General features: G+C 61.7%; 15 protein-coding genes. 6 read left to right on the forward strand and 9 right to left on the reverse strand.

Annotated features, from left to right (window positions below; genetic code table 11):
• Positions 1-513: 513 nt before the first annotated feature.
• From HX821_RS10085 to HX821_RS10100, 4 genes are all read right to left on the reverse strand, one after another.
• Positions 514-1581 (reverse strand): ABC transporter ATP-binding protein, encoded by a 1068-nt coding sequence (locus HX821_RS10085; protein WP_008430152.1) that lies wholly within the window; start codon positions 1579-1581, stop codon positions 514-516.
• Between the two features lie 5 nt (positions 1582-1586).
• On the reverse strand, positions 1587-2378 hold the full coding sequence (locus tag HX821_RS10090) for an ABC transporter permease (protein ID WP_008430153.1): 792 nt from the start codon (positions 2376-2378) through the stop codon (positions 1587-1589).
• 28 nt (positions 2379-2406) lie between these two features.
• Positions 2407-3342 (reverse strand): ABC transporter permease, encoded by a 936-nt coding sequence (locus tag HX821_RS10095; RefSeq protein WP_008430156.1) that lies wholly within the window; start codon positions 3340-3342, stop codon positions 2407-2409.
• 109 nt (positions 3343-3451) lie between these two features.
• Positions 3452-4612 (reverse strand): PotD/PotF family extracellular solute-binding protein, encoded by a 1161-nt coding sequence (locus tag HX821_RS10100; protein WP_008430158.1) that lies wholly within the window; start codon positions 4610-4612, stop codon positions 3452-3454.
• A 759-nt stretch (positions 4613-5371) separates the two neighbouring features.
• On the opposite strand from HX821_RS10100, the gene HX821_RS10105 reads away from it, so the two are divergent.
• Entirely contained in the window at positions 5372-6463 is a 1092-nt protein-coding gene (locus HX821_RS10105) for a thiamine pyrophosphate-dependent enzyme (RefSeq protein WP_177035688.1), read from the forward strand.
• Here the strand turns inward: HX821_RS10105 and HX821_RS10110 are convergent.
• On the reverse strand, positions 6454-7320 hold the full coding sequence (locus HX821_RS10110; RefSeq protein WP_032899479.1) for a helix-turn-helix transcriptional regulator: 867 nt from the start codon (positions 7318-7320) through the stop codon (positions 6454-6456). The two genes, HX821_RS10105 and HX821_RS10110, sit on opposite strands and share 10 nt — an antisense overlap.
• A gap of 439 nt (positions 7321-7759) precedes the next feature.
• On the opposite strand from HX821_RS10110, the gene HX821_RS10115 reads away from it, so the two are divergent.
• From HX821_RS10115 to HX821_RS10135, 5 genes are all read left to right on the forward strand, one after another.
• Complete coding sequence (locus tag HX821_RS10115; protein WP_177035689.1) at positions 7760-8926, forward strand: Gfo/Idh/MocA family protein; 1167 nt, start codon at positions 7760-7762, stop codon at positions 8924-8926.
• Between the two features lie 64 nt (positions 8927-8990).
• Positions 8991-10022, forward strand: coding sequence for a glycoside hydrolase family 3 N-terminal domain-containing protein (locus HX821_RS10120; protein WP_177009789.1), 1032 nt, complete (start codon positions 8991-8993; stop codon positions 10020-10022).
• Positions 10009-11049 carry a glycoside hydrolase family 3 N-terminal domain-containing protein gene (locus tag HX821_RS10125; protein WP_177035690.1) on the forward strand — a complete coding sequence of 347 codons (1041 nt, stop codon included), beginning with the start codon at positions 10009-10011 and terminating at the stop codon, positions 11047-11049. Before HX821_RS10120 ends, HX821_RS10125 begins: the two co-directional genes overlap by 14 nt.
• On the forward strand, positions 11033-11914 hold the full coding sequence (locus tag HX821_RS10130; RefSeq protein ID WP_177035691.1) for a sugar phosphate isomerase/epimerase: 882 nt from the start codon (positions 11033-11035) through the stop codon (positions 11912-11914). The genes HX821_RS10125 and HX821_RS10130 overlap by 17 nt, the downstream gene beginning before the upstream one ends.
• A gap of 49 nt (positions 11915-11963) precedes the next feature.
• The gene (locus tag HX821_RS10135) at positions 11964-13550 is read left to right on the forward strand and encodes a GMC family oxidoreductase (protein WP_177035692.1); all 1587 of its coding nucleotides are present in this window, start codon (positions 11964-11966) and stop codon (positions 13548-13550) included.
• Positions 13551-13862: 312 nt separating this feature from the next.
• Here the strand turns inward: HX821_RS10135 and HX821_RS10140 are convergent, their stop codons facing one another.
• The 4 genes from HX821_RS10140 to xylA all read right to left on the reverse strand — a co-directional run bounded on the left by HX821_RS10140 (position 13863) and on the right by xylA (position 19003).
• Complete coding sequence (locus HX821_RS10140) at positions 13863-14999, reverse strand: sugar ABC transporter permease (protein WP_003219656.1); 1137 nt, start codon at positions 14997-14999, stop codon at positions 13863-13865.
• Positions 15000-16559, reverse strand: coding sequence for a D-xylose ABC transporter ATP-binding protein (gene xylG, locus HX821_RS10145; protein WP_177035693.1), 1560 nt, complete (start codon positions 16557-16559; stop codon positions 15000-15002).
• A 68-nt stretch (positions 16560-16627) separates the two neighbouring features.
• Complete coding sequence (gene xylF, locus HX821_RS10150) at positions 16628-17629, reverse strand: D-xylose ABC transporter substrate-binding protein (RefSeq protein WP_003219660.1); 1002 nt, start codon at positions 17627-17629, stop codon at positions 16628-16630.
• Positions 17630-17686: 57 nt separating this feature from the next.
• Entirely contained in the window at positions 17687-19003 is a 1317-nt protein-coding gene (gene xylA / locus HX821_RS10155; protein ID WP_003219661.1) for a xylose isomerase, read from the reverse strand.
• Between the last annotated feature and the right edge of the window lie 148 nt (positions 19004-19151).

The raw sequence follows: 19151 nt of genomic DNA on the forward strand, positions 1-19151 counted from the left end.
GCATCACCTCGGTGTGTCTGAAAGACCGAGGTGTCTGCATCGCAGGCAAGCCAGCTCCTACAGAAAAGCAGCTCTGCTTTCGCTCTGGATCTTGCCTTTGCTTTTAACACTCAGGTCGGCTCTCAGGCCGCCGTGCTTTTGCTTTTGATCTTGATCTGACTGCCCCAATAAGCCCGAGGCCGAACGCAGGTATTGCGGAGCGGGTAAACCGGCAGGACGCCGGTTTAGCCGCGCCGGGCCATGGATGGCCCGTCGCGGCGGCCCGCTTCGCGGTGCCGGAGTGAGGGAACGCCGAGCCTAGGCGAGGCAGAGCCCTAATGAGATGGTCAGCCCGGCACGGGCCCCCGGTAAATCTAGACTTACCGGAGGGCCCACTTCCCGCTCAATAAAACCGACCATTACTCTCTTCCCCCCGGGCAAAAAAAACGCCAGACCAGCCTCCCGTGAAAGAGCGCATGATCCAGCGTAAAAATGAACCTCGGCTGCTTCAGCCAGGCCCCATGTTCAACCCCTTCAGACCGGAATCACCACAAAGCTTTCCGGTTTGCAGGTCAACGCCACGTTCGTACCCGGCGGCAGTGCGTGGCTGCCGGGAGTCGGCAGTTGCTGGCATTTGAGATCAAGCGTGCCACCGGCCACCTCCACGCGGTAGATCACCCGATTACCGATAAACGAAGTGTCCTTGACCTTCCCGGCAAACGCACCGTCGGCCAGTGCGGCGCCCAGAGCCGGCTCAAGGCCGATGGTTTCAGGCCGGATCGACACATTCACCGGCCCTGCACCCACGCCGCTTTTAGCGGTGTGGGCATAACGCCCAAACGGCAACTCGACCACGCCACCGAGCCCATACGTGCCGTTGACGATATTGGTATCGCCGAAAAACCTGGCGGCAAACAACGTGCGCGGCGACCAATACATCTCCTGCGGCCCGCCGATCTGCTCGATGCCACCCTTGTTCAGCAATACCACACGGTCCGACAAGATCATCGCTTCGTCCTGGTCGTGAGTCACATACACAAACGTGGTGGAAGTCTCTTCGTGGATGCGCTTGATCTCGTTAAGCATGTGATGGCGAATCTTCAGGTCCAGGGCCGCCAGCGGCTCGTCCAGCAGCAACACCGCCGGGCGATTCACCAGTGCGCGGGCCAGGGCCACACGTTGCGCCTGCCCGCCACTGAGCTCGGAGATCCAGCGGCTCTTGAAGCTTTCCAGTTGTACCAGTTCCAGCGCCTTGTTCACTTCACGCTTGATCTCATCCTTGGGCTTCTTCTTCAAACGCAACCCGAAGGCCACGTTGTCGAACACGTCCAGGTGCGGGAACAGCGCGTACTTCTGGAACACCATATTCACCGGGCGGTGTTCAGGCGCCAGGGCGGTGGAGTCCTTGCCGTCGATCACCACTTTGCCGGTGGTGGGTTCTTCGAAGCCGGCAATGATCCGCATCAGGGTGGTCTTGCCGCAGCCACTGGGGCCGAGCAGGGTCAGGATCTCGTTGCGTTTTACCGTGAGGTCGACTTTGCCCAGGGCAGTGAGGTTGCCGTAGCTCTTGGAAATCCCGGTCAGTTCAATACTGTTGGTCATGGTGATTACTCTGCAGTTTCAGCACGTTCAAGTTCGAGGCGGCGACGACGCAAGGTCATGACCAGGCCGGCAATGGCGATGATGGCGATGGTCACCACCAGCATGAATACCGAGGCGGCATTGATGGTGGGGCTGACGGCGCGGCGCATCATCGAAAGAATCATGAGGGGCAGCGTGGTGTCGCTGCCGGTGACGAACACGGTGATCAGGAATTCATCCATCGACAGCGCCACCGCGAGGATCGCGGCGCCGGCAATGGTTGGCCCGATGATCGGCAGCGTCACCAGCCAGAACGCTTTGAGGGGCGAGGCGCCGAGGTCGCGGGCGGCCTCCTCGAACGACAGGTCGAAATACTCCAGCCGTGAGCGCACCGACTCCACGAAGAACGGAAAGGTGAACAGGGTGTGGCCGATGATCACCGTCAGCAGCGAACGGGGCAGGCCGACCAGTGAGAAGAAAATCACCAGTGCAATCCCCAAAAACAAACCGGGCAAGGCGATGGGGGCAAAGTTCATGAACGCGAACACCGCTTTTACCCGGCCTTTCATGCGCATCAGCGCCAGGGCCGAGAACGTGCCCAGCAGCGTGGTGAGAATCGCCGAACCGGCGGCGACGATCGCACTATTGGTCAGGGCTGTCATGAAGTCCGAACTGCTGAACAGCGCCTCGTACCAGCGCGTGGAAAAACCCTCGAACGGGAACGACAGCGAGGCGGACGAGTGAAAGCTGAACAGCGCGATAATCGCGATGGGCGCGTAGAGGAACAACATGTAGACGTAAGTGAATAACCGGATCATGGCGAGTTACCTTTTTTATGAGCGGCAGTCAGTCGTGGTAACGCTTGCCGGGTGCCAGGTTGGCTGCGCGCAACACCCCCAGCAGCAACGCGTACACCAGCATGAACACGATCAACAGCAGATAAGCCATCGCCGCACCGAGTGGCCAGTTACCTACCGAGCGGAACTGGTTGGCGATCACCAGCCCGGTGGTCATCGCATCCCGGCCGCCCAGCAGTTGCGGGGTGACGTAGTCGCTGGCGGCCAGCACGAAGGTGAACATGAAGGAGCTGACGATGCTCTTGTGGGCCATCGGCATGATCACCCGCCACAGAATGGTGACACCGCCGGCGCCCAGGTCGGCAGCGGCCTCCAGGTAGTCCTTCTTGATGTCCCGCAGGCCCGACACCAGCAGCAACAGAGTGAAAGGCAGCATGATGTGCACCAGGGTCAGCACCACGGCGAACTTGCTGAACACCAGCCACTCCAGCGGCTGGTCGATTAGGCCGAAGTGCAGCAGGGTGGAGTTGATCACGCCGTTGGTGCCCAGGATCGAGCGCCATGCGTAGACCCGTACCAGGTAACTGGAAAACCACGACACCAACGCCAGGTACAACACGGCGTTGGAGCGTGTGCGGTACACGATGTAATAGGCCACCGGCGCACTGATCACGGTGGAGAGCAGGGCGGTCCAGAAGCCGTTTTGCAGGGCGATCCACAGCGAGTCATAAAACCCGCTGGCGCTCAGGGCCTTGGCATAGTTGGCCAGGGTGGCGGCGGGCTCCATGCTGAAGGTCTTGGCGGTCCAGAAACTGGCAATCAGCAACAGTGCCGACGGAACCAGAAAGAACACCACCAGAAACAGCAACGGCGGCGACGCCAGCCAATACCCGCTGAGGGTTCTCTTATCCATCTTCACGTGTTTACCGACCCTTGAATCGCCGTCGTCCAGGGGCATGGACTCGGTGTTGTTGACTACGGTCATGATGAGGTTGCCTTTGCGTTTTTATTCGAGAGTCAGGGCGCGTTGACCCGTGGGGCGCGTGTTGATGAACACCCACCCCACGGTTGCCAGCGCCGGCGTGCCAAGCGCTCTAGAACGAGCCTTTGAAGTTCGCCCACTGATCGATCCATTCCGCATAGGTCACATACTTTTCGGAGCTCAGGGGCGGTTGGCCATAGAGTTTGGATTTCTCGAAGAAGCTGTCGAGGTTCGCGTAGTCAAAGGTGTTTCTCAGGTCCTCCGGCAGCAGCGGCACGGCCTTGGGGTTGACCACGCCGGAGAACATCGTGGTTGCCATCTTGGCCTGGGTATCGGGCTCCAGGGTCTTGTTGATGAACTCCAGGGCCAGGGGAATATCCTTGGCGGTTTTCGGGATGAACAACGCATCGCACCACAGCGCTGCGCCTTCGCTGGGCACCGACAGGGCAGTGGTCACGCCACGCTTGATGGTTTCGCTCGGGGTGTTGGCGGAGGCCGAGAACACCGCGTCCACTTCACCCGATACCAGCAGCGATACCGCGTCACCCGACGAAGCCGCGAACACGCGGCATTGATCACGGTACGGCTTGAGTTTTTCAAAGGCGTCGTTGAATTCGGCGCGGGTCAGGTTGGGGTACTTGTCGCCGTAGCCGGCGATAGTTGCGATCAGCGACCAGTTCGAGGTGCCGTCATCGACAAAGGTCAACTTGCCCTTGAGCTTGGGGTCCAGCAGGTCGGTGTATTGGGTGGGCTTTTTGACGTTCTTGGGGTTGTAGATGATGGTGTTCATCCCCCACAGCAACGGGATGCCCCATTGCTTGCCGTCCCAGTACCAACGGCTGCCCTTGTAGAACAGCGCGAGGGTATTGTCGGCGGAATAGTTGGGGATCTTCGTGGTGTCGATGGCCTTGAGCAGGCCCATTTCCTGATAGATCTTTTCGTAGCCCAAGGCGTACATGGTCAGGTCGAGCTGCACTGGATCGGAGCCGGCCAGCCGGGCGGTGATGTCGTCCTGGTTGCTGGCATAACTGGAGCGCACGGTAACGTTGCGTTGCTTGCGCCAGTCGGCGAGTTCGGCGTCGCCGGTTTCGCCTTCCCAGCCGAGGATTTCCAGGTGCCCGGTGGTGGCGGCAAATGCGCTGGGCACGAACGAGCCGAGGTACAAGCCTGCGGCAGAGGCGGCAGCGCCCAGCAGGAACGAGCGTCGTTTCAAGCTGAGGGAATTGAAGTCAATGCCGGTCAAACCATAACCCGTCTCTATTTCTTTTTTCATTTCGAGTTCCTGCCTGGGTGGTGGGTGCAAATGTTGAGCGACTTGCAAGGCGTGGGCCTGGTGTCGATGCCAGGTGCGTCCTTTTGTATGCAGTCAGTTGGATCGGCAGTGTTATGGCCAGCATTGATTCCATGCTGCTGGGGAGGGTGGTAAGGCCTCCACTGTTCCGATTGACTCTTCCTTGGCGGGGCGACGCACGCTTATTCCGGGCTGCAGGGTGTTGCGGGCCTGAAGCGGTGCGCCCAGCGCTTGATAGGCTCGGCTTGTTGTTTTCATGGGTTGAGTATTGAGCGGGGAGGCGGGGGGCTCAATTTCGCAGGGGGGTTAAAAGCGACGCACTCTGACGCATTGGAGTGACCTAAGCGGCGCACGTGGGGGGCCAGGGGTTTCTGGGGGGATCCGTAGCAAGAGCACGGCGGCCTGAAAGCCGACCTGCAGGTTAGAAACCAGAGCAGAAGCAGAGCGGCTTTTCTGTAGGAGCTGGCTTGCCTGCGATGCAGACAACTCGGTACATCAGACACACCTGGGCGATGCCATCGCTGGCAAGTCAGCTCCCACATTTGACCGTGCCCGCTTTAGCTTTTGATTTGGCTTCTAACACTCAAGCCGGCCTGCAGGCCGCTGTGCTGTAGTGAGCCCCAATATCTGCGTCAATCTGCGTCTCTTTTACCCAAGGTGCGAAATTGAGCCCACCCCGCACCAGGCGAATACTCCAAGCCTGATCCCGGCCCAGACGCCGCGCATTCGCTGGAGTATCGAGTGAAATTCACAGGTGGCCAAATCATCGCCAAGGCACTCAAGGCCAACAGTGTCGACTACGTAGCCGGGCCCCCGGGCGACGGCGCCCGGGCCCTGGTGGAAGCGCTGCTGACCCCGGGCACCGACATCCCCTTTATCCACGTCATCCAGGCCCACAGCGCCGTGCACCTCGCCGACGGCTACTACCGTGCGTGCGGTCGCCCCATGGCCGTCGTACTCACGGGCCCCCTGGGCATCCCCTCAGCCCTGGGAGCCCTCGCCACCGCGCACCAGGACGCCTGCGCGCTGCTGGTCATCAGTAACGCCCAGCCCGAAACGATAGCCGCCAACGTCATGAAAGATCACGCGACGGTTTCGACACTACAACAGCTACCCCAAGCCCTGCGCCAAGCCTTCGACACCATGCTGAGCGCCCATCCCGGCCCCGTCAGCCTGTCCATTGACGACGCCCTCCAAGGCGCCTCCACCAACGCCAGCCTGCCACCCGCCACCCTGCGTGCAGAACCCCAACCCACCCCGCGTAAAATCAGCGTACTGCGCGAAGGCCGCGCCTCATCCTCCGTGCTGGAAAACGACGCCATCCTCGTCTTCGGTAGCGGCCCCACCCAGCCCATGGCCCGCAAGATGTTCCCGGTGCATTACCCTGGCAGGCACTTGTGCGCCGGCAACCCCGCCACCCTCGGCTGGGCCATCCCGGCAGCGATCGGCGCCAAGCTCGCCATGCCCGCCCGCCAGGTGGTCTGTGCCGTGGGCAGCCGGGATTTCCTGCAGTCGATGCAAGAGATGGCTGTGTGCGTGATGCACAGCATTCCGGTGGTATTCCTGGTCTTCAACAGCAACGGTGACGAAGCCCTGGACGACGTACAGACGTCGCCCATCGAGCAACACCGGGCCGGTGAATTCAACCTGCCGGATGGCAAACCCTATGCCCCGGACTTCGCCGGCATCGCCCGAAACTTCGGCCTTGAAGCCTGGCGCGTGGAACACGCGTCACAACTCAACGCGACCCTCGTCAAAGCCCTCAACAGCAAGGGCCCGTCGCTGGTTGAAATGATGACGGCACGCCAGCCCCTGCAGGTCCCTCAGTCCTGACCGCCCCAGACGATGGTGGCGTTGTCGCCGGTCATGTATTCACGTACGTCCAGCGGGATCGACTGGTCGCTGGGCAACAGCACCGTTGCATTGCGCAAGTGGTGCTTGCGGATCTTGCCCTTGTCCACCAGTCCCAGCGCCATGCGCGTGGAGAAGGGCTGGCGGAACGAGGACGACGCCACACCCGTCACCAACCCATAGAGAAAACGGATCGGCCGACGATGCTGCGGCGTCAGGATCGAGAACGTCATTTCGTTACGTTGCTTGCCTTCGAAATCCACCATGAACAGGCGATCGCCCAGCAGCAGGCAGAACCCGTGGTAGGTGAATGAATAACCGATCTTGCCGCTGCCATCGCGCAGCGGAAAGCGCTCGACGGTGACGTACTGCACCATCGAGTCGGCGCGGTACAGGCAGGTGACCGAACGCAGGATCCGGCCCTTGTAGATCGATGAATTGTGGTAGCGGTAATACACCCCCAGATAGTCTTCGAGCACGTCAGCCGACTGCTTGGCCAGCGGCAGGAAATGATTGAACTGCTCCGAAGCCCGCAAGCCGGTCGGCAGTTCGTTTTCATAGCCTTCATAGAACTTCTTGAACTCGGCGGGCGGGCGGAAGAGGTCTTCGGCTTCCATCATGAAATAGCGGCCGATCTTTTGCAGAATCTTCTGCGACGGCACGTGCTGGCCCACCAGGTACTTATTGAACTGCTGGCGGTTCACATCAACTTTGCGGCACATGTCGGCCACCGACCGGCAGGACTCCACCAGCGTGCTCAGGTTCTTTTGCACATTGGCCTGCAAGTCGCTGCGCGCCTGCTGTCGCTCGGGGTGGGAGGTGGCGGCGGCTAATGACAGAGGCGATGAGTCCGGGCGGCTGGGCATTATTATCTCGATGTACTTGGCTGGGTTAAGGCGCCAGTTATTAAAGTTATAGCGCAGTTATCGAATAACCTTGGGCATAACCGTAATAACCGTTTAAGCGTTTGAAACTTCCGATCATTACCAAAGCATCTTTCATGCCGTTTGTTTAAGTTCAAACATGAAGTTTGAGCATAACTGAATGCGTCAGATTGTAAGCGCTTTTGCTGAAGGTTCGGCGCCAGTGCGTTGTGGTTTTCACGGGTCAATCGTGACGGTGGCGGCCCGCCCAGTAACACATTCGATAGCGACGGGTAACACCCCGTGCTGCGCAGGAGTGCTTCAGTCCGCGTCAGGTATCGCCAAGGGTGCGAAATGGTGGAAACACCGGTCACCCCTGATACTCGGGCCAATGCTTTTTGCGGAGGATTGGGCGATGGCAAGGTTGACCGGCGACATTCCCGGAAAGAGGCGACTCAAGGTCGGCATGGTCGGCGGCGGGCAGGGCGCTTACTTCGCCAGTTACCACCGCGCAGCGATGCGCCTGTGTAATCGCTTCGATATCGTCGCCGGCGCATTCTCTGCCGACGCGGATAAATGCCGCGAGGCGGGCGCAGCGCTCACTATTGAACCCGAACGTATCTACTTGTCGTTCGAGGACATGGCGGCCGCCGAGTCTCGCCGCCCCGACCCGATCGAGGCGGTGGTTATCGTGACGCCCAACCACTTGCACTTCGAACCGTGCCGGTTGTTCCTGGAGGCGGGCATCCCGGTGATCTGCGACAAGCCCCTGGTCAACCACCCTGACGAAGCCCGTGAGTTGGCGAGCCTTGCCGAGCGCCATGGGACATTTTTTGCGCTGACCTACACCTACCAGGGCTACCCGATGGTCAGGGACGCCCGCAGTCGCATCCAGGCCGGCGAGCTGGGTGAGCTGCGCTTCCTGTACGTCGAATACCTGCTGGAGTGGCTGGCCCCCGGCGTGTCCGGCTTGAGCAATAGCCTGGCGTGGCGCGGTGACCCGCAAAAGGCCGGCCCCACCGGCGCGCTGGGAGACGTCGGCACCCACGCCTTCAACCTGTTGGAGTTTCTGTCCGGGCAGCGCTGCACCCAGCTCAACGCCAAGTTGACCAGCGTGGTGCCGGGTTGGGGCCTGGACGATACCTGCGTGGTGCAACTGGAATTCGACGGCGGCGTGGATGGATTGTTGTGGGCCAGTTTCGCCGCGCCCGGGCATCGCAACGGCTTGCGCTTCAAGGTCGTCGGCAGCCTGGCTTCGCTCGAATGGTGCCAGGAGTCACCGGAAACCCTGTTGTTCACGCCCACTGACGGTGCAGACCGCATCTATCGGCGAGGCCAGTCCGACAACAGGCCGCAGACGCTGACGTTCACCAGCTTGCCGGCGGGCAATACCGAAGGTTATCTGGAAGCGCTGGCCGTGCTGTACGCCGACTTCGCCGCGGCCCTGGACGCCGGGGCGCAATGGCGCACAGCGACCAGCGTCCCGTTGCCGGATATTCACGAAGGCGTGCGCGGGGTGTTGTTGTCCCAGGCCAGCCTCGAATCCCACCAGCAGCGGGCCTGGGTGCCTTTCCCGCGGTAATTGATTTCATGCGTGGCACCGCTGCGCATCCAACGACTCACCCAAACGCTGTTGAGGAAAAACAATGTCAAGCGAACTGCATCGCGCCGCGTATTCGGTACTGCTTCCCGCATTCGGGGATTTGCACCTGGACGACAATGTGCGCCGTTACCTGAGCCGTGGTGGTGTGTCCCTGTTGCTTGGGGAAACCCGGGATGAATACGTGGGCCGAGGCATGAGCCCGGCGCGCAAGGCGGCCGAGTCCAAAGCCGATTTCATCAGTATCGTCAAGGAAGCCACGGCGCTGGCGGGCTCTGCGGTGCTGATCGCGGTAGACCAGGAACTCGGCGGAATCGAACGCCTGCACCAACTGGTCCCGGCGGTCGCCACCCGGGCGCAGCTCCAGGACCTCGGCGCCGAGGACCTCGAGCAACGTTGCTTCGAGATGGCCGCCGCGGCCCGCGGGCTGGGTGTGAATCTGTTCCTGGCGCCCATCGTGGACGTGGTCACCGGCGTCAATCCATGGCTGCACAACCGGCACCTGGGCGCGGATCCAGTGGAAGTCAGCCGAGTGTCCTGCGCGTTTATCCGCGGGGTGCAGCGCGCGGGAGTGATCGCCACTGCCAAGCACTTCCCCGGGCACTACGTCACCGAGCACGATCCGGCGATTGCCGAAGCCACCGTGCCGGGGCCGCTGGAATTGCTGCATGACAATCTTGAAGTGTTCAAGCAGGTCATCGCCACCGGCGTAAAAGCCGTCATGCCTGGCCCGGCGGTGTTTCCTGCGATTGATGCGCAGCAGTCGGCGTCCACCTCGTCGAAGGTCATCGGCGTACTGCGTGACACCCTCGGCTTCGAAGGCCTGATCATTTCCGATGACCTGGACGCGGTGTCGATCCTGCGCGGCAACACCATCCCCGACACCGCCGTAGCCTCCCTGGTGGCCGGTGCGCACCTGTTGCTGGTGTCCAGCGAGTCAGGCCTGGACAGCATCGCCGAGGCGATTGTCGCCGCCGTCCACGAAGGCACCCTGGACCGCCAGGTTCTGTTGGACGCCGCTGCCAAGGTTCGTCAACTGGCAATCGCCACCCAGGAAACCAGCCATGAGCGCGAATGACCGCAAGGCCTACGGCGTACTGTTCCCGGTATTGCTGGACGTGCAGATGACGGATGACGTGCGTCGGTTCCTCGGCAATGGCGGGCGCAGTCTGTTGTTTGGCGAGACGGGCGAGGAATACGTCAGCGGAAAAATGAGCGCCAGCCGCCTGCAAACCGAAACCCTGGACATCTGGCAGCGTTTTACCGGCACGGCCACCGAACTGGGTGGGCCGCTGCTGCTGGCAGCCGATGCCGACATCTCCGCCGTGCACCGCTTGCAAGGGGTGACCCCGGCGCTGCCGGAGCCCGATGTGGCCCGGGCGATGGATTGTGCGGCGCTGGAGCAGGCGTGCTTCAAGGTCGCCACCGCCGCGCGGGCGACCGGGGTCAACCTGCTGCTGTCGCCGACGGCGGATGTGGTCGGCGGCCGTAATGTGTGGCTGGCGGGGCGCACGCTGTCGGGCGATGTCCACCAGACGGCGGCGATGGTCGGGGCGTATGTGCGCGGCGTGCGGCGGGCCGGGATGGCCAGCACCCTGAAGCACTTCCCCGGGCACCCGGTGCTGTTTCAGCAGCCGTCGACTGAAACGGCGGTGGTCAGCGAGTCCATGCAGCAACTGCGGGCCTTCTGGCCCGGGTTTCAGGCCGGGATCGACGCTGGCGCCGATGCGGTGATGATGGGCCCGGCGATATTCGCCGCATGCACACCGCCCACGGCAGCCTCGGTGTCGCCTGAATTGATCGGCGTGTTGCGCCAGGAGTTGGGCTTCAAGGGGCTGGTGATGACCATCGACCTCGATCACCGCTCAACCATCGGCCAGATGTCCCTCGGCGAGGTCGCAGTGGCCGCGCTGAATGCCGGGGCCGACTTATTACTGATTTCCGCAAAGGCTATGTCCCACGTGCCGCAGATCGTTCGGGCGATTGTCACCGCTGTCGCCGAGGGCCTCTTGCCCCAAGCACGGCTGGACGCCGCGGCGTTGGCCGTTGGTGCCTTGGCTGATCGCTGTTCAACCGTAGGAGCGCCATATGGCAACCCAAAATAACGTCCTCGCCCTGCATTCCACCGTTGCGAAACACTCGACCCTGGCGATGGATATCGACATCGCCCGGACGCTGGGTTTTGACGCGCTGGAGATCAACAGCGGCAAGCTGGAGGCGTATCTGCAGGCCGGCTATACCGAGTCGGAGCTTCAAGCACTGCTCAACGACGTGCCTGTCACCGGCATCGGCTACCTGCGGGATATCGAACGTCAGGGTGACGAGCGCGATGACCTGTTCAAGGAAGCCCGGCGGCTCTTTGAGCTGGCCAATCTGGTGGGCGCCAAAGGCGTGCAAGTCCTCACCGGTCCGATCAATGTACAGGCGGTGATTGATTTTCAGGCGACCGGCAAGAGCCTGCATTACTCAGGCTTGCTGGGCCTGGATCAGGCCGAACAATACGCCCGCACGGCAAGCAACCTGGCGGAGTTGGCCGATGTGGCCCGGCAATACGGTCTGCTGCTCTACCTCGAAGCCTTGTCCTGGACGCCGCTCAACACCCTGGATCACCAACTGCAGCTGATTGAGCGCACCGGGCGCAGCAACGTGAAGATGGTGATCGACTATTGGCATTGCTTTACCAGCGGCGTGACCCCTGCGGACGTCGCCCGGCTCGACAAGGACGTGATCTACGGCGTGCATGTCTGCGACTCACTGGCCTTCGAAGGCGGTATCCCGAATGAGGAAGTGCTGCGTGATGTGCCCACCGGCAGCGGCGTGCTCGACCTGGTCGAGTGGACCGCCGCGGTAAAGGCCACCGGGTACGCCGGGTGGTGGAGTTGTGAGTTGTTCTGCAAAAAACAGCAGCAGCAAAACAGCTACGCCGTCGCCCAACAATTGAAGACGCTGTTAACCGGCCTGGTCGGTTGATAACGCGCGTTTCGACACTGGCTGAATACTAAAAAGATCTGAGGTTGTCATGGTGGATTTCATCGTAATCGGGGGCGGCTCCACGGGCTGCACAGTCGCATCGCGCCTGAGTGAGGATGCGGGAGCGTCGGTGGTGCTGTTCGAGGAAGGCCCGCGGGATCGCAGCCCTTACATCCATATTCCCGGCGCCTACTACAAGACCGCCCAGGGCCCGCTGCTCAAGCGTTATGCGTGGGAGCCGACCGAGGACCAGCACCGCAGCGAAACGCCGACCATGGTCCAGGCCAGCGTGCTCGGGGGCGGCAGCTCGGTGAATGCGATGATTTATATCCGTGGCGTGCCCGCCGACTACGACGGTTGGGCCGAACAGGGCGCCGCCGGGTGGTCGTATAAAGACGTGTTGCCGTACTTCAAAAAGGCCGAGGACAACGAGCGGTTCTGCAACGAGGTGCACGGTGTCGGCGGGCCGTTGGGGGTGTCGGACCCGATCAATATCCACCCCTTGACCAAAGTCTGGCTGCGGGCCTGCCAGCAGTTTGGATTGCCCTATAACGAAGACTTCAACTCGGGCCAGCCCGAGGGCTGCGGGCTGTACCAGATCACCGCCAAAAACGGCTTTCGCAGCAGTGCCGCCGTGGCCTACCTGGCGCCGGCCAAGTCGCGCAAGAACCTGACGGTGAAGACCGGCTGCCGGGTGCTGCGTATCCTGATGCAGGGCAACAAGGCCGTCGGCATCGAATACCTGGAGAAGGGCGTGCGCCAGGTGATGCACGCCGACAAGGAAATCATCCTGTCCTGCGGCGCCATCAACTCACCCCGGTTGCTGATGTTGTCGGGGATCGGGCCCGCTGAGCAGCTGGAAAAACACGGGATCAAAGTGGTTCAGGATTTGCCCGGTGTGGGGCAGAACCTGCAGGACCATATCGAAATTTCACTGGTGTATGAGCTGACCGGCCCCCACAGCTACGACAAGTACAAAAAACCGTGGTGGAAGCTTATGGCGGGGTTGCAGTACGCGTTGTTCCGGCAAGGCCCGGCGGCGTCCAACCTGATTGAAGGCGGGGCGTTCTGGTGGGGCGACAAGACAGCGGTGCACCCGGATATCCAGTATTTCATGGTGGTGGGCGCGGGCATCGAAGAGGGTGTGGATTCGGTGCCCGGCGGCAATGGCTGCACGTTGAACCTGGGGCAGATACGGCCAAGGTCCAGGGGCTATGTGGAGCTTTACTCCGCCGACCCGATGTCCCCGCCGCGCATCGTGCCCAACTACTTTTCCGATCCGTACGACATTGAAAGCCTGGTGGACGGTTGCCTGGTGGGCGAACAGATCATGGCCCAGGCGGCCTTCAAACCCTACGTGGCTCGTCGGCATGTACCGGAACCCACCGTGCGTTCGCGCGAAGCGATGAAGCGGTTTTGCCATCAGGAAGCCCACGCCGCACTGCATCCATCCGGCACCTGTCGCATGGGTGTGGATGAGCGGGCAGTGGTGGGGCCGGACCTCAAGGTGCATGGTATCGAAGGGCTGCGGGTGGCCGATGCGTCGATCATGCCGACCCTGATTTCAGGCAATCCCAACTCGGTGTGCATCATGATCGGCGAAAAAGCTGCCGACATGATCCGGACCGCCCAATAGAGTTGCCCGGGCGGTAACACCAGCCTCTTTTTGGGGCAGGCTCAGGCGCCGATCAACCACAGCGCGAAACAGCTGCCGAGGGCCAGCAGCCCAAGGGCGATGCCAAGCTTTGCCTGCAGTTCAAGGGGCATTGCCCTAGGGTCCGGATGTTTGTCCATGGAATCAACGGACTGTACGCGGCCGTTGATCATCTGAGCGGTTGCAAAGAACAAACTGTGCATGGCATGTGCCTCGTGGGTCGTTTCTGCTCAAGTCGAGGCCGATATCGGCCGCCTGCTTGTCAAGAGCAAGCTCCATGCCATTGCCCCAACCTCAGCGACGCCCCGTCCGCGTACTCACATCCACCCACACCGCCAGCACCAGGATGCTGCCCTTGACGATCATCTGCCAGTAGCTGTCCACGTCGAGCATCGACATGCCGTTGTCCAGGCTGCTGATCACCAGTGCGCCGAGCAGGGCGCCGTACACGGTGCCCGAACCGCCGCGCATTGAAGTACCGCCGATAAAGCACGCCGCGATAGCGTCCAGTTCGCCCATGTTGCCCGCCGAAGGTGAACCCGCCGCCAGGCGCGCGGTGTTGACCAGCCCGGCGAGGGCGCACATCACGCCCATGATCCCGAAGATCCACAGCTTGACCGCCTGCACGTTGATCCCCGACAGGCGTGTGGCTTCCATGTTGCTGCCCACCGAGTAGATGCGCCGGCCAAAGACGGTCTGGCTGGTGACGTAACTGAACACCCCCAGCAGCACCAGCAGAAGCAGCACCGGCACGGGAATGCCGTCGTAGCTGTTGAGGGTGTAGACGAAGCCGGCCAGCACGAAACCGATCAACACCACGCGCACGCTGTCGCGCAGCATCGACGGCAGCGCCAAGCCGTGCAGGGCGCGGTTGTGGCGTTGGCGCCAGGTCAGGAATATCGCCAGCCCGAACAGCAACACGCCGAGAATCACCCCGACCACTGTCGGCAGGTAACCCTGGCCGATGTACACCAGTTGTGGCGAAACCGGTGCAATCGTGGTGCCGCCGGTAATGCCCAGCAGCACCCCGCGAAACGCGAGCATGCCGCCCAGGCCGACGATGAAGGAGGGGATGCGCAGGTACGCGGTCATGTAGCCGTTGCCCAGGCCAATCAGCAAGCCACAGAGGGCGACGATGGCCAGGTTCAGCGGCAGGGGAATGTGATAAACCACATCCAGGATCGCCGCGACGCCGCCGAGCAAGCCGAGCATCGAGCCCACCGACAGGTCGATCTCGCCGCTGATGATCACCAGCACCATGCCGCAGGCCAGGATGCCGGTAATGGACATCTGCCGCAGCAGGTTCGACAGGTTGCGCGGGGTCAGGAAACCGCCTTCGGTCTGCCAGCTGAAAAACACCCAGATCAGCACCACGGCGATCAACAGGGCGAGCATTTTGTAGCGGGTGAAGAGCTGTTTGACCTGGTTCATTTACGCGGACTTCCGATCATTATTATTGTCATGCCCGTTCGGTTGGCTGAGGGCGGCGGCGAGCACCTGTTCCTGGGTCAGGCCCTGGTTGATAAAGTCGCCGCGCAACTGGCCCTCGCCGATCACCAGCACCCGGTCGGAGACCCCCAGCACCTCGGCCAGCTCCGAGGACACCATGATGATCGACACGCCTTCGGCCGCCAGCGCGCCCATCAATTTGTAGATCTCATATTTGGCGCCCACGTCCACGCCACGGGTCGGTTCGTCGAGGATCAGCACCCGGGGTTTGGTCAGGAGCTTCTTGGCCAGTACGGCCTTCTGCTGGTTGCCGCCGGACAGGCTGGTGATCGGCAGGAACGGGTTCGCCGTCTTCAGGTGCATGCGCTTGATTTCCTGCTCGACGCTGCCCAGTTCCGCCTCGGCATCGATGCGCGTCAGGTGCGAGAAACGGTCCAGCACCGCCAGGGTGATGTTTTGCCCAACGCCCAGGTCCGGGACGATGCCCTGGCGCTTGCGGTCTTCCGGGACCATGCACAGCCCGGCGCGAATCGACTTCAGCGGCGTGCGTGTATCAATGGGCTTGCCATCCAGCCACACCTCGCCTTGGTAGCGCCCGGGGTAGCTGCCGAACAGCGCCGACACCAGTTCCGTGCGGCCGGCGCCCACCAGCCCGGCGATGCCGAGGATTTCGCCACGGCGCAGGCTGAACGAAACATTGTCCACCCGCTTGCGGCCCGGGTTGTCGACGTCGTAGCAGGTGACGTTGCGCGCCTCGAACAGCACCTCGCCGACCGCATGGGGTTCGGTGGGGTAGAGGTTGCTCATCTCACGGCCGACCATCTGCGTGATGATGCGCGACACGTCCATCTCGGCCATGGCCGTGGTCGCGATGTGTTTGCCGTCGCGGATCACCGCGATGGTGTCGCAGATGGCCGAGACCTCATCGAGCTTGTGGGAGATGTACACGCAGGCGACGCCCTTGGCCTTGAGCCCACGGATGATGTCCAGCAGCACCTCGATTTCCGAGCGGGTCAGCGCCGAGGAGGGTTCGTCGAGGATCAGCAGGCGCGCCTGCTTGTTCAGGGCCTTGGCGATTTCCACCAGTTGCTGGTAGCCGCCGCCGTATTGCGAAACGGGCAGGGCGACGTTCATGTCCGGCACTTTCAGCTCGCGCATCAGGGCTTCGGCACGGTGCATCATGGCGGGGTAGTTCATGCGCCCGCCGGGCAGTGTCAGCTCGTGGCCCATGAAGATGTTTTCGGCCACCGAGAGGTCGGGTACCAGGGTCAGTTCCTGATGGATGATCACGATGCCGCAGGCTTCGGTTTCGGCGATGGAGTGGGCGCGCAACGGCTGGCCGTCCCAAAGGATTTCGCCGTCCCAGGTGCCATGGGGATACACCGCCGACAGCACTTTCATCAGGGTCGATTTGCCGGCGCCGTTCTCGCCGCACAACCCTACGCATTCCCCGGGTTTTACCTTGATGTCGATGCCATTCAGGGCTTTGACGCCACCGAAGGTCTTGACGATGTTGTTCATTTCCAGCAGGTAGTCGGACATGGCGGGCACTCATTCCACAGCGAAAAGGCAGGAGCGGCCTCATACCGCCCCTGCAGTGAGCCGTACGCTTACTGCCCGGCGATTTGCGCTTTGGTGTAGAACCCGTCTTCTTCCAGCACGTTGACGTTGTCCTTGGTCAACGCGGTCGGCTTGAGCAGGATGCTCGACACCTGTTTGCTGCCGTTGTCGTACTGCGAGTTGTAGGCCGGTTTCTCGTCACGCACCAGTTGTACCGAGAGCTTGGCCGCCTCGGACGCCAGCAGCTTCAGGGGCTTGTAGACGGTCATGGTCTGGGTACCGGCGATCACGCGCTTGATCGCGGCCAGGTCGGCATCCTGGCCCGAGACCGGCACCTTGCCCGCGAGTTTTTGTGCCGCCAGGGCCTGGATCGCGCCGCCGGCGGTGGCGTCGTTGGAGGCGACGATGCCGTCGATCTTGTTGCTGTTGGCGGTCAGGGCGTTTTCGACAATGCTCAGGGCTTCGGTGGGGTTCCATTCCTTGACCCATTGCTGGCCGACAATCTTGATGTCGCCCTTGTCGATCGAAGGCTGCAGCACCTTCATCTGGCCCTGGCGCAGGATCTTCGCGTTGTTGTCGGTAGGTGCGCCGCCCAGCAGGAAGTAATTGCCTTTAGGCTGCGCGTTCAACACGCCCTGGGCCTGCATCTCGCCGACCTTTTCGTTATCGAAGGAGATGTAGGCGTCGATATCGGCATTCAAAATCAGCCGGTCGTAGGACAGCACTTTCACCCCGGCTTTCTTGGCCTCGGCCACCACGTTGTTCAGCACCGTGGCATTGAACGGCACGATCACAATCACGTCGACGCCCCGGGAGATCAGGTTTTCAATCTGCGAGATCTGCCGCTGTTCGTTGGCGTCCGCCGACTGCACATAGACCTTGGCCCCCAGTTGTTCGGCGGCGGCGGTGAAATAATCGCGGTCGCGGGCCCAGCGTTCAAGGCGCAGGTCGTCGATGGAAAAGCCGATTTTCGGATGGGCCGCGTCGGCCATGACCGAATTGGAAAGCAGTGCCAGAACGCTGGTGAGCAAGACAGTTTTCAGGTGTTTCATGATGGTGAGTCCCTTTTATTGTTGTTTAGACGCACTGCTGGACCTGGAGCGTAGCGGTCATGGGTAGATAAAGCGATTCACTACGCCTTCGAGCATCTCCTGGCGGCCACTCACAGCTTGTGGGTTCAGTTGGTGGCTGAAGGCATGCTCGGCCAGCGACGCCAGGCTGAAGTCGCCGCCAAGCACGGCACGCCCGAAGGATTGGTCCCAGCCGGCATAACGCTGGGCCTTGAATTGTTCGAGGGCGTCGTTCTGCACCATGGCGGCGGCACGTTCCAGGGACAGCGCCAGCACGTCCATTGCGGCCACGTGGCCATGGAACAGGTCCACTTCGTCGAGGCTTTGGCGGCGTACCTTGGAGTCGAAGTTGTAGCCACCTCCCTTGAAGCCACCGGCCTTGAGTACCTCGTAGGTGACCAGGGTCAGCTCCTCGACGCTGTTGGGGAACTGGTCGGTGTCCCAGCCGTTCTGCGGGTCGCCGCGGTTGGCGTCGATGCTGCCGAAAATCCCCAGGGATGCGGCGGTGGCGATCTCATGGTGAAAACTGTGGCCGGCGAGGGTGGCGTGGTTGGCCTCGATGTTGACCTTGATCTCTTTCTCCAGGCCGAACTGATGCAGGAAGCCAAACACGGTGGCGCTGTCGTAGTCGTATTGGTGCTTGGTGGGCTCCTGTGGCTTGGGCTCGATAAACAGCTCGCCGGTGAAGCCGATCTTGTATTTGTGCTCGACCACCATGCGCATGAACCGCCCGAGTTGCTCGCGCTCGCGCTTGAGGTCGGTATTGAGCAGGGTCTCGTAGCCTTCGCGGCCGCCCCACAACACATAGCTGGAGCCCTTGAGACGGTGGGTGGCATTCATCGCGCTGAATACCTGGGCCGCCGCATAGGCAAACACTTCCGGGTTCGGGTTACTGGCGGCGCCGGCGGCAAAGCGCGGGTTGCTGAAGCAGTTGGCAGTGCCCCACAGCAGCCGGATACCGGTCTGTTCCTGATGGCCTTCGAGCTGGTCGACCATTCGCGCAAAGTTGTCGCGGTACTCCGCCAGGCTTGCGCCTTCGGGAGCCACGTCGGTGTCGTGGAAGCTGTAGTAGTCGATGCCCAGCTTGGAGAAAAACTCGAACGCCGCTTCGGCCTTGCCGCGTGCCACTTGCAGGGCTTCCCCCGGTTGCTGCCAGGGCCGCTGGAAGGTGCCGGAGCCGAACATGTCACTGCCGGGCCAGACGAAGTTGTGCCAGTAACACGCGGCCATCCGCAGGTGCTCGCGCATCGGTTTGCCGAGGATCAGCTTGTTTGCATCGTAGTGCCGGAAGGCCAGGGGAGAGTCGCTATCGGGGCCTTCGTAGAGGATTTTTTCGACCGCGGGAAAGTAGGGCATCGCCAGATCCTTGTTGTTATGAGTGCACGTTAACCTTGCCTCGATACTAGCAACGGCCCCCGGCCAACCGATTATGAAAATCACCAGAGCGGGGTTCGATTTTGAGTGGTTTTACGCGCATAGTGGCTCGACATATCGCATGGAGCCG

Source organism: Pseudomonas sp. B6001, assembly GCF_013386015.1.
GTDB lineage: Bacteria > Pseudomonadota > Gammaproteobacteria > Pseudomonadales > Pseudomonadaceae > Aquipseudomonas.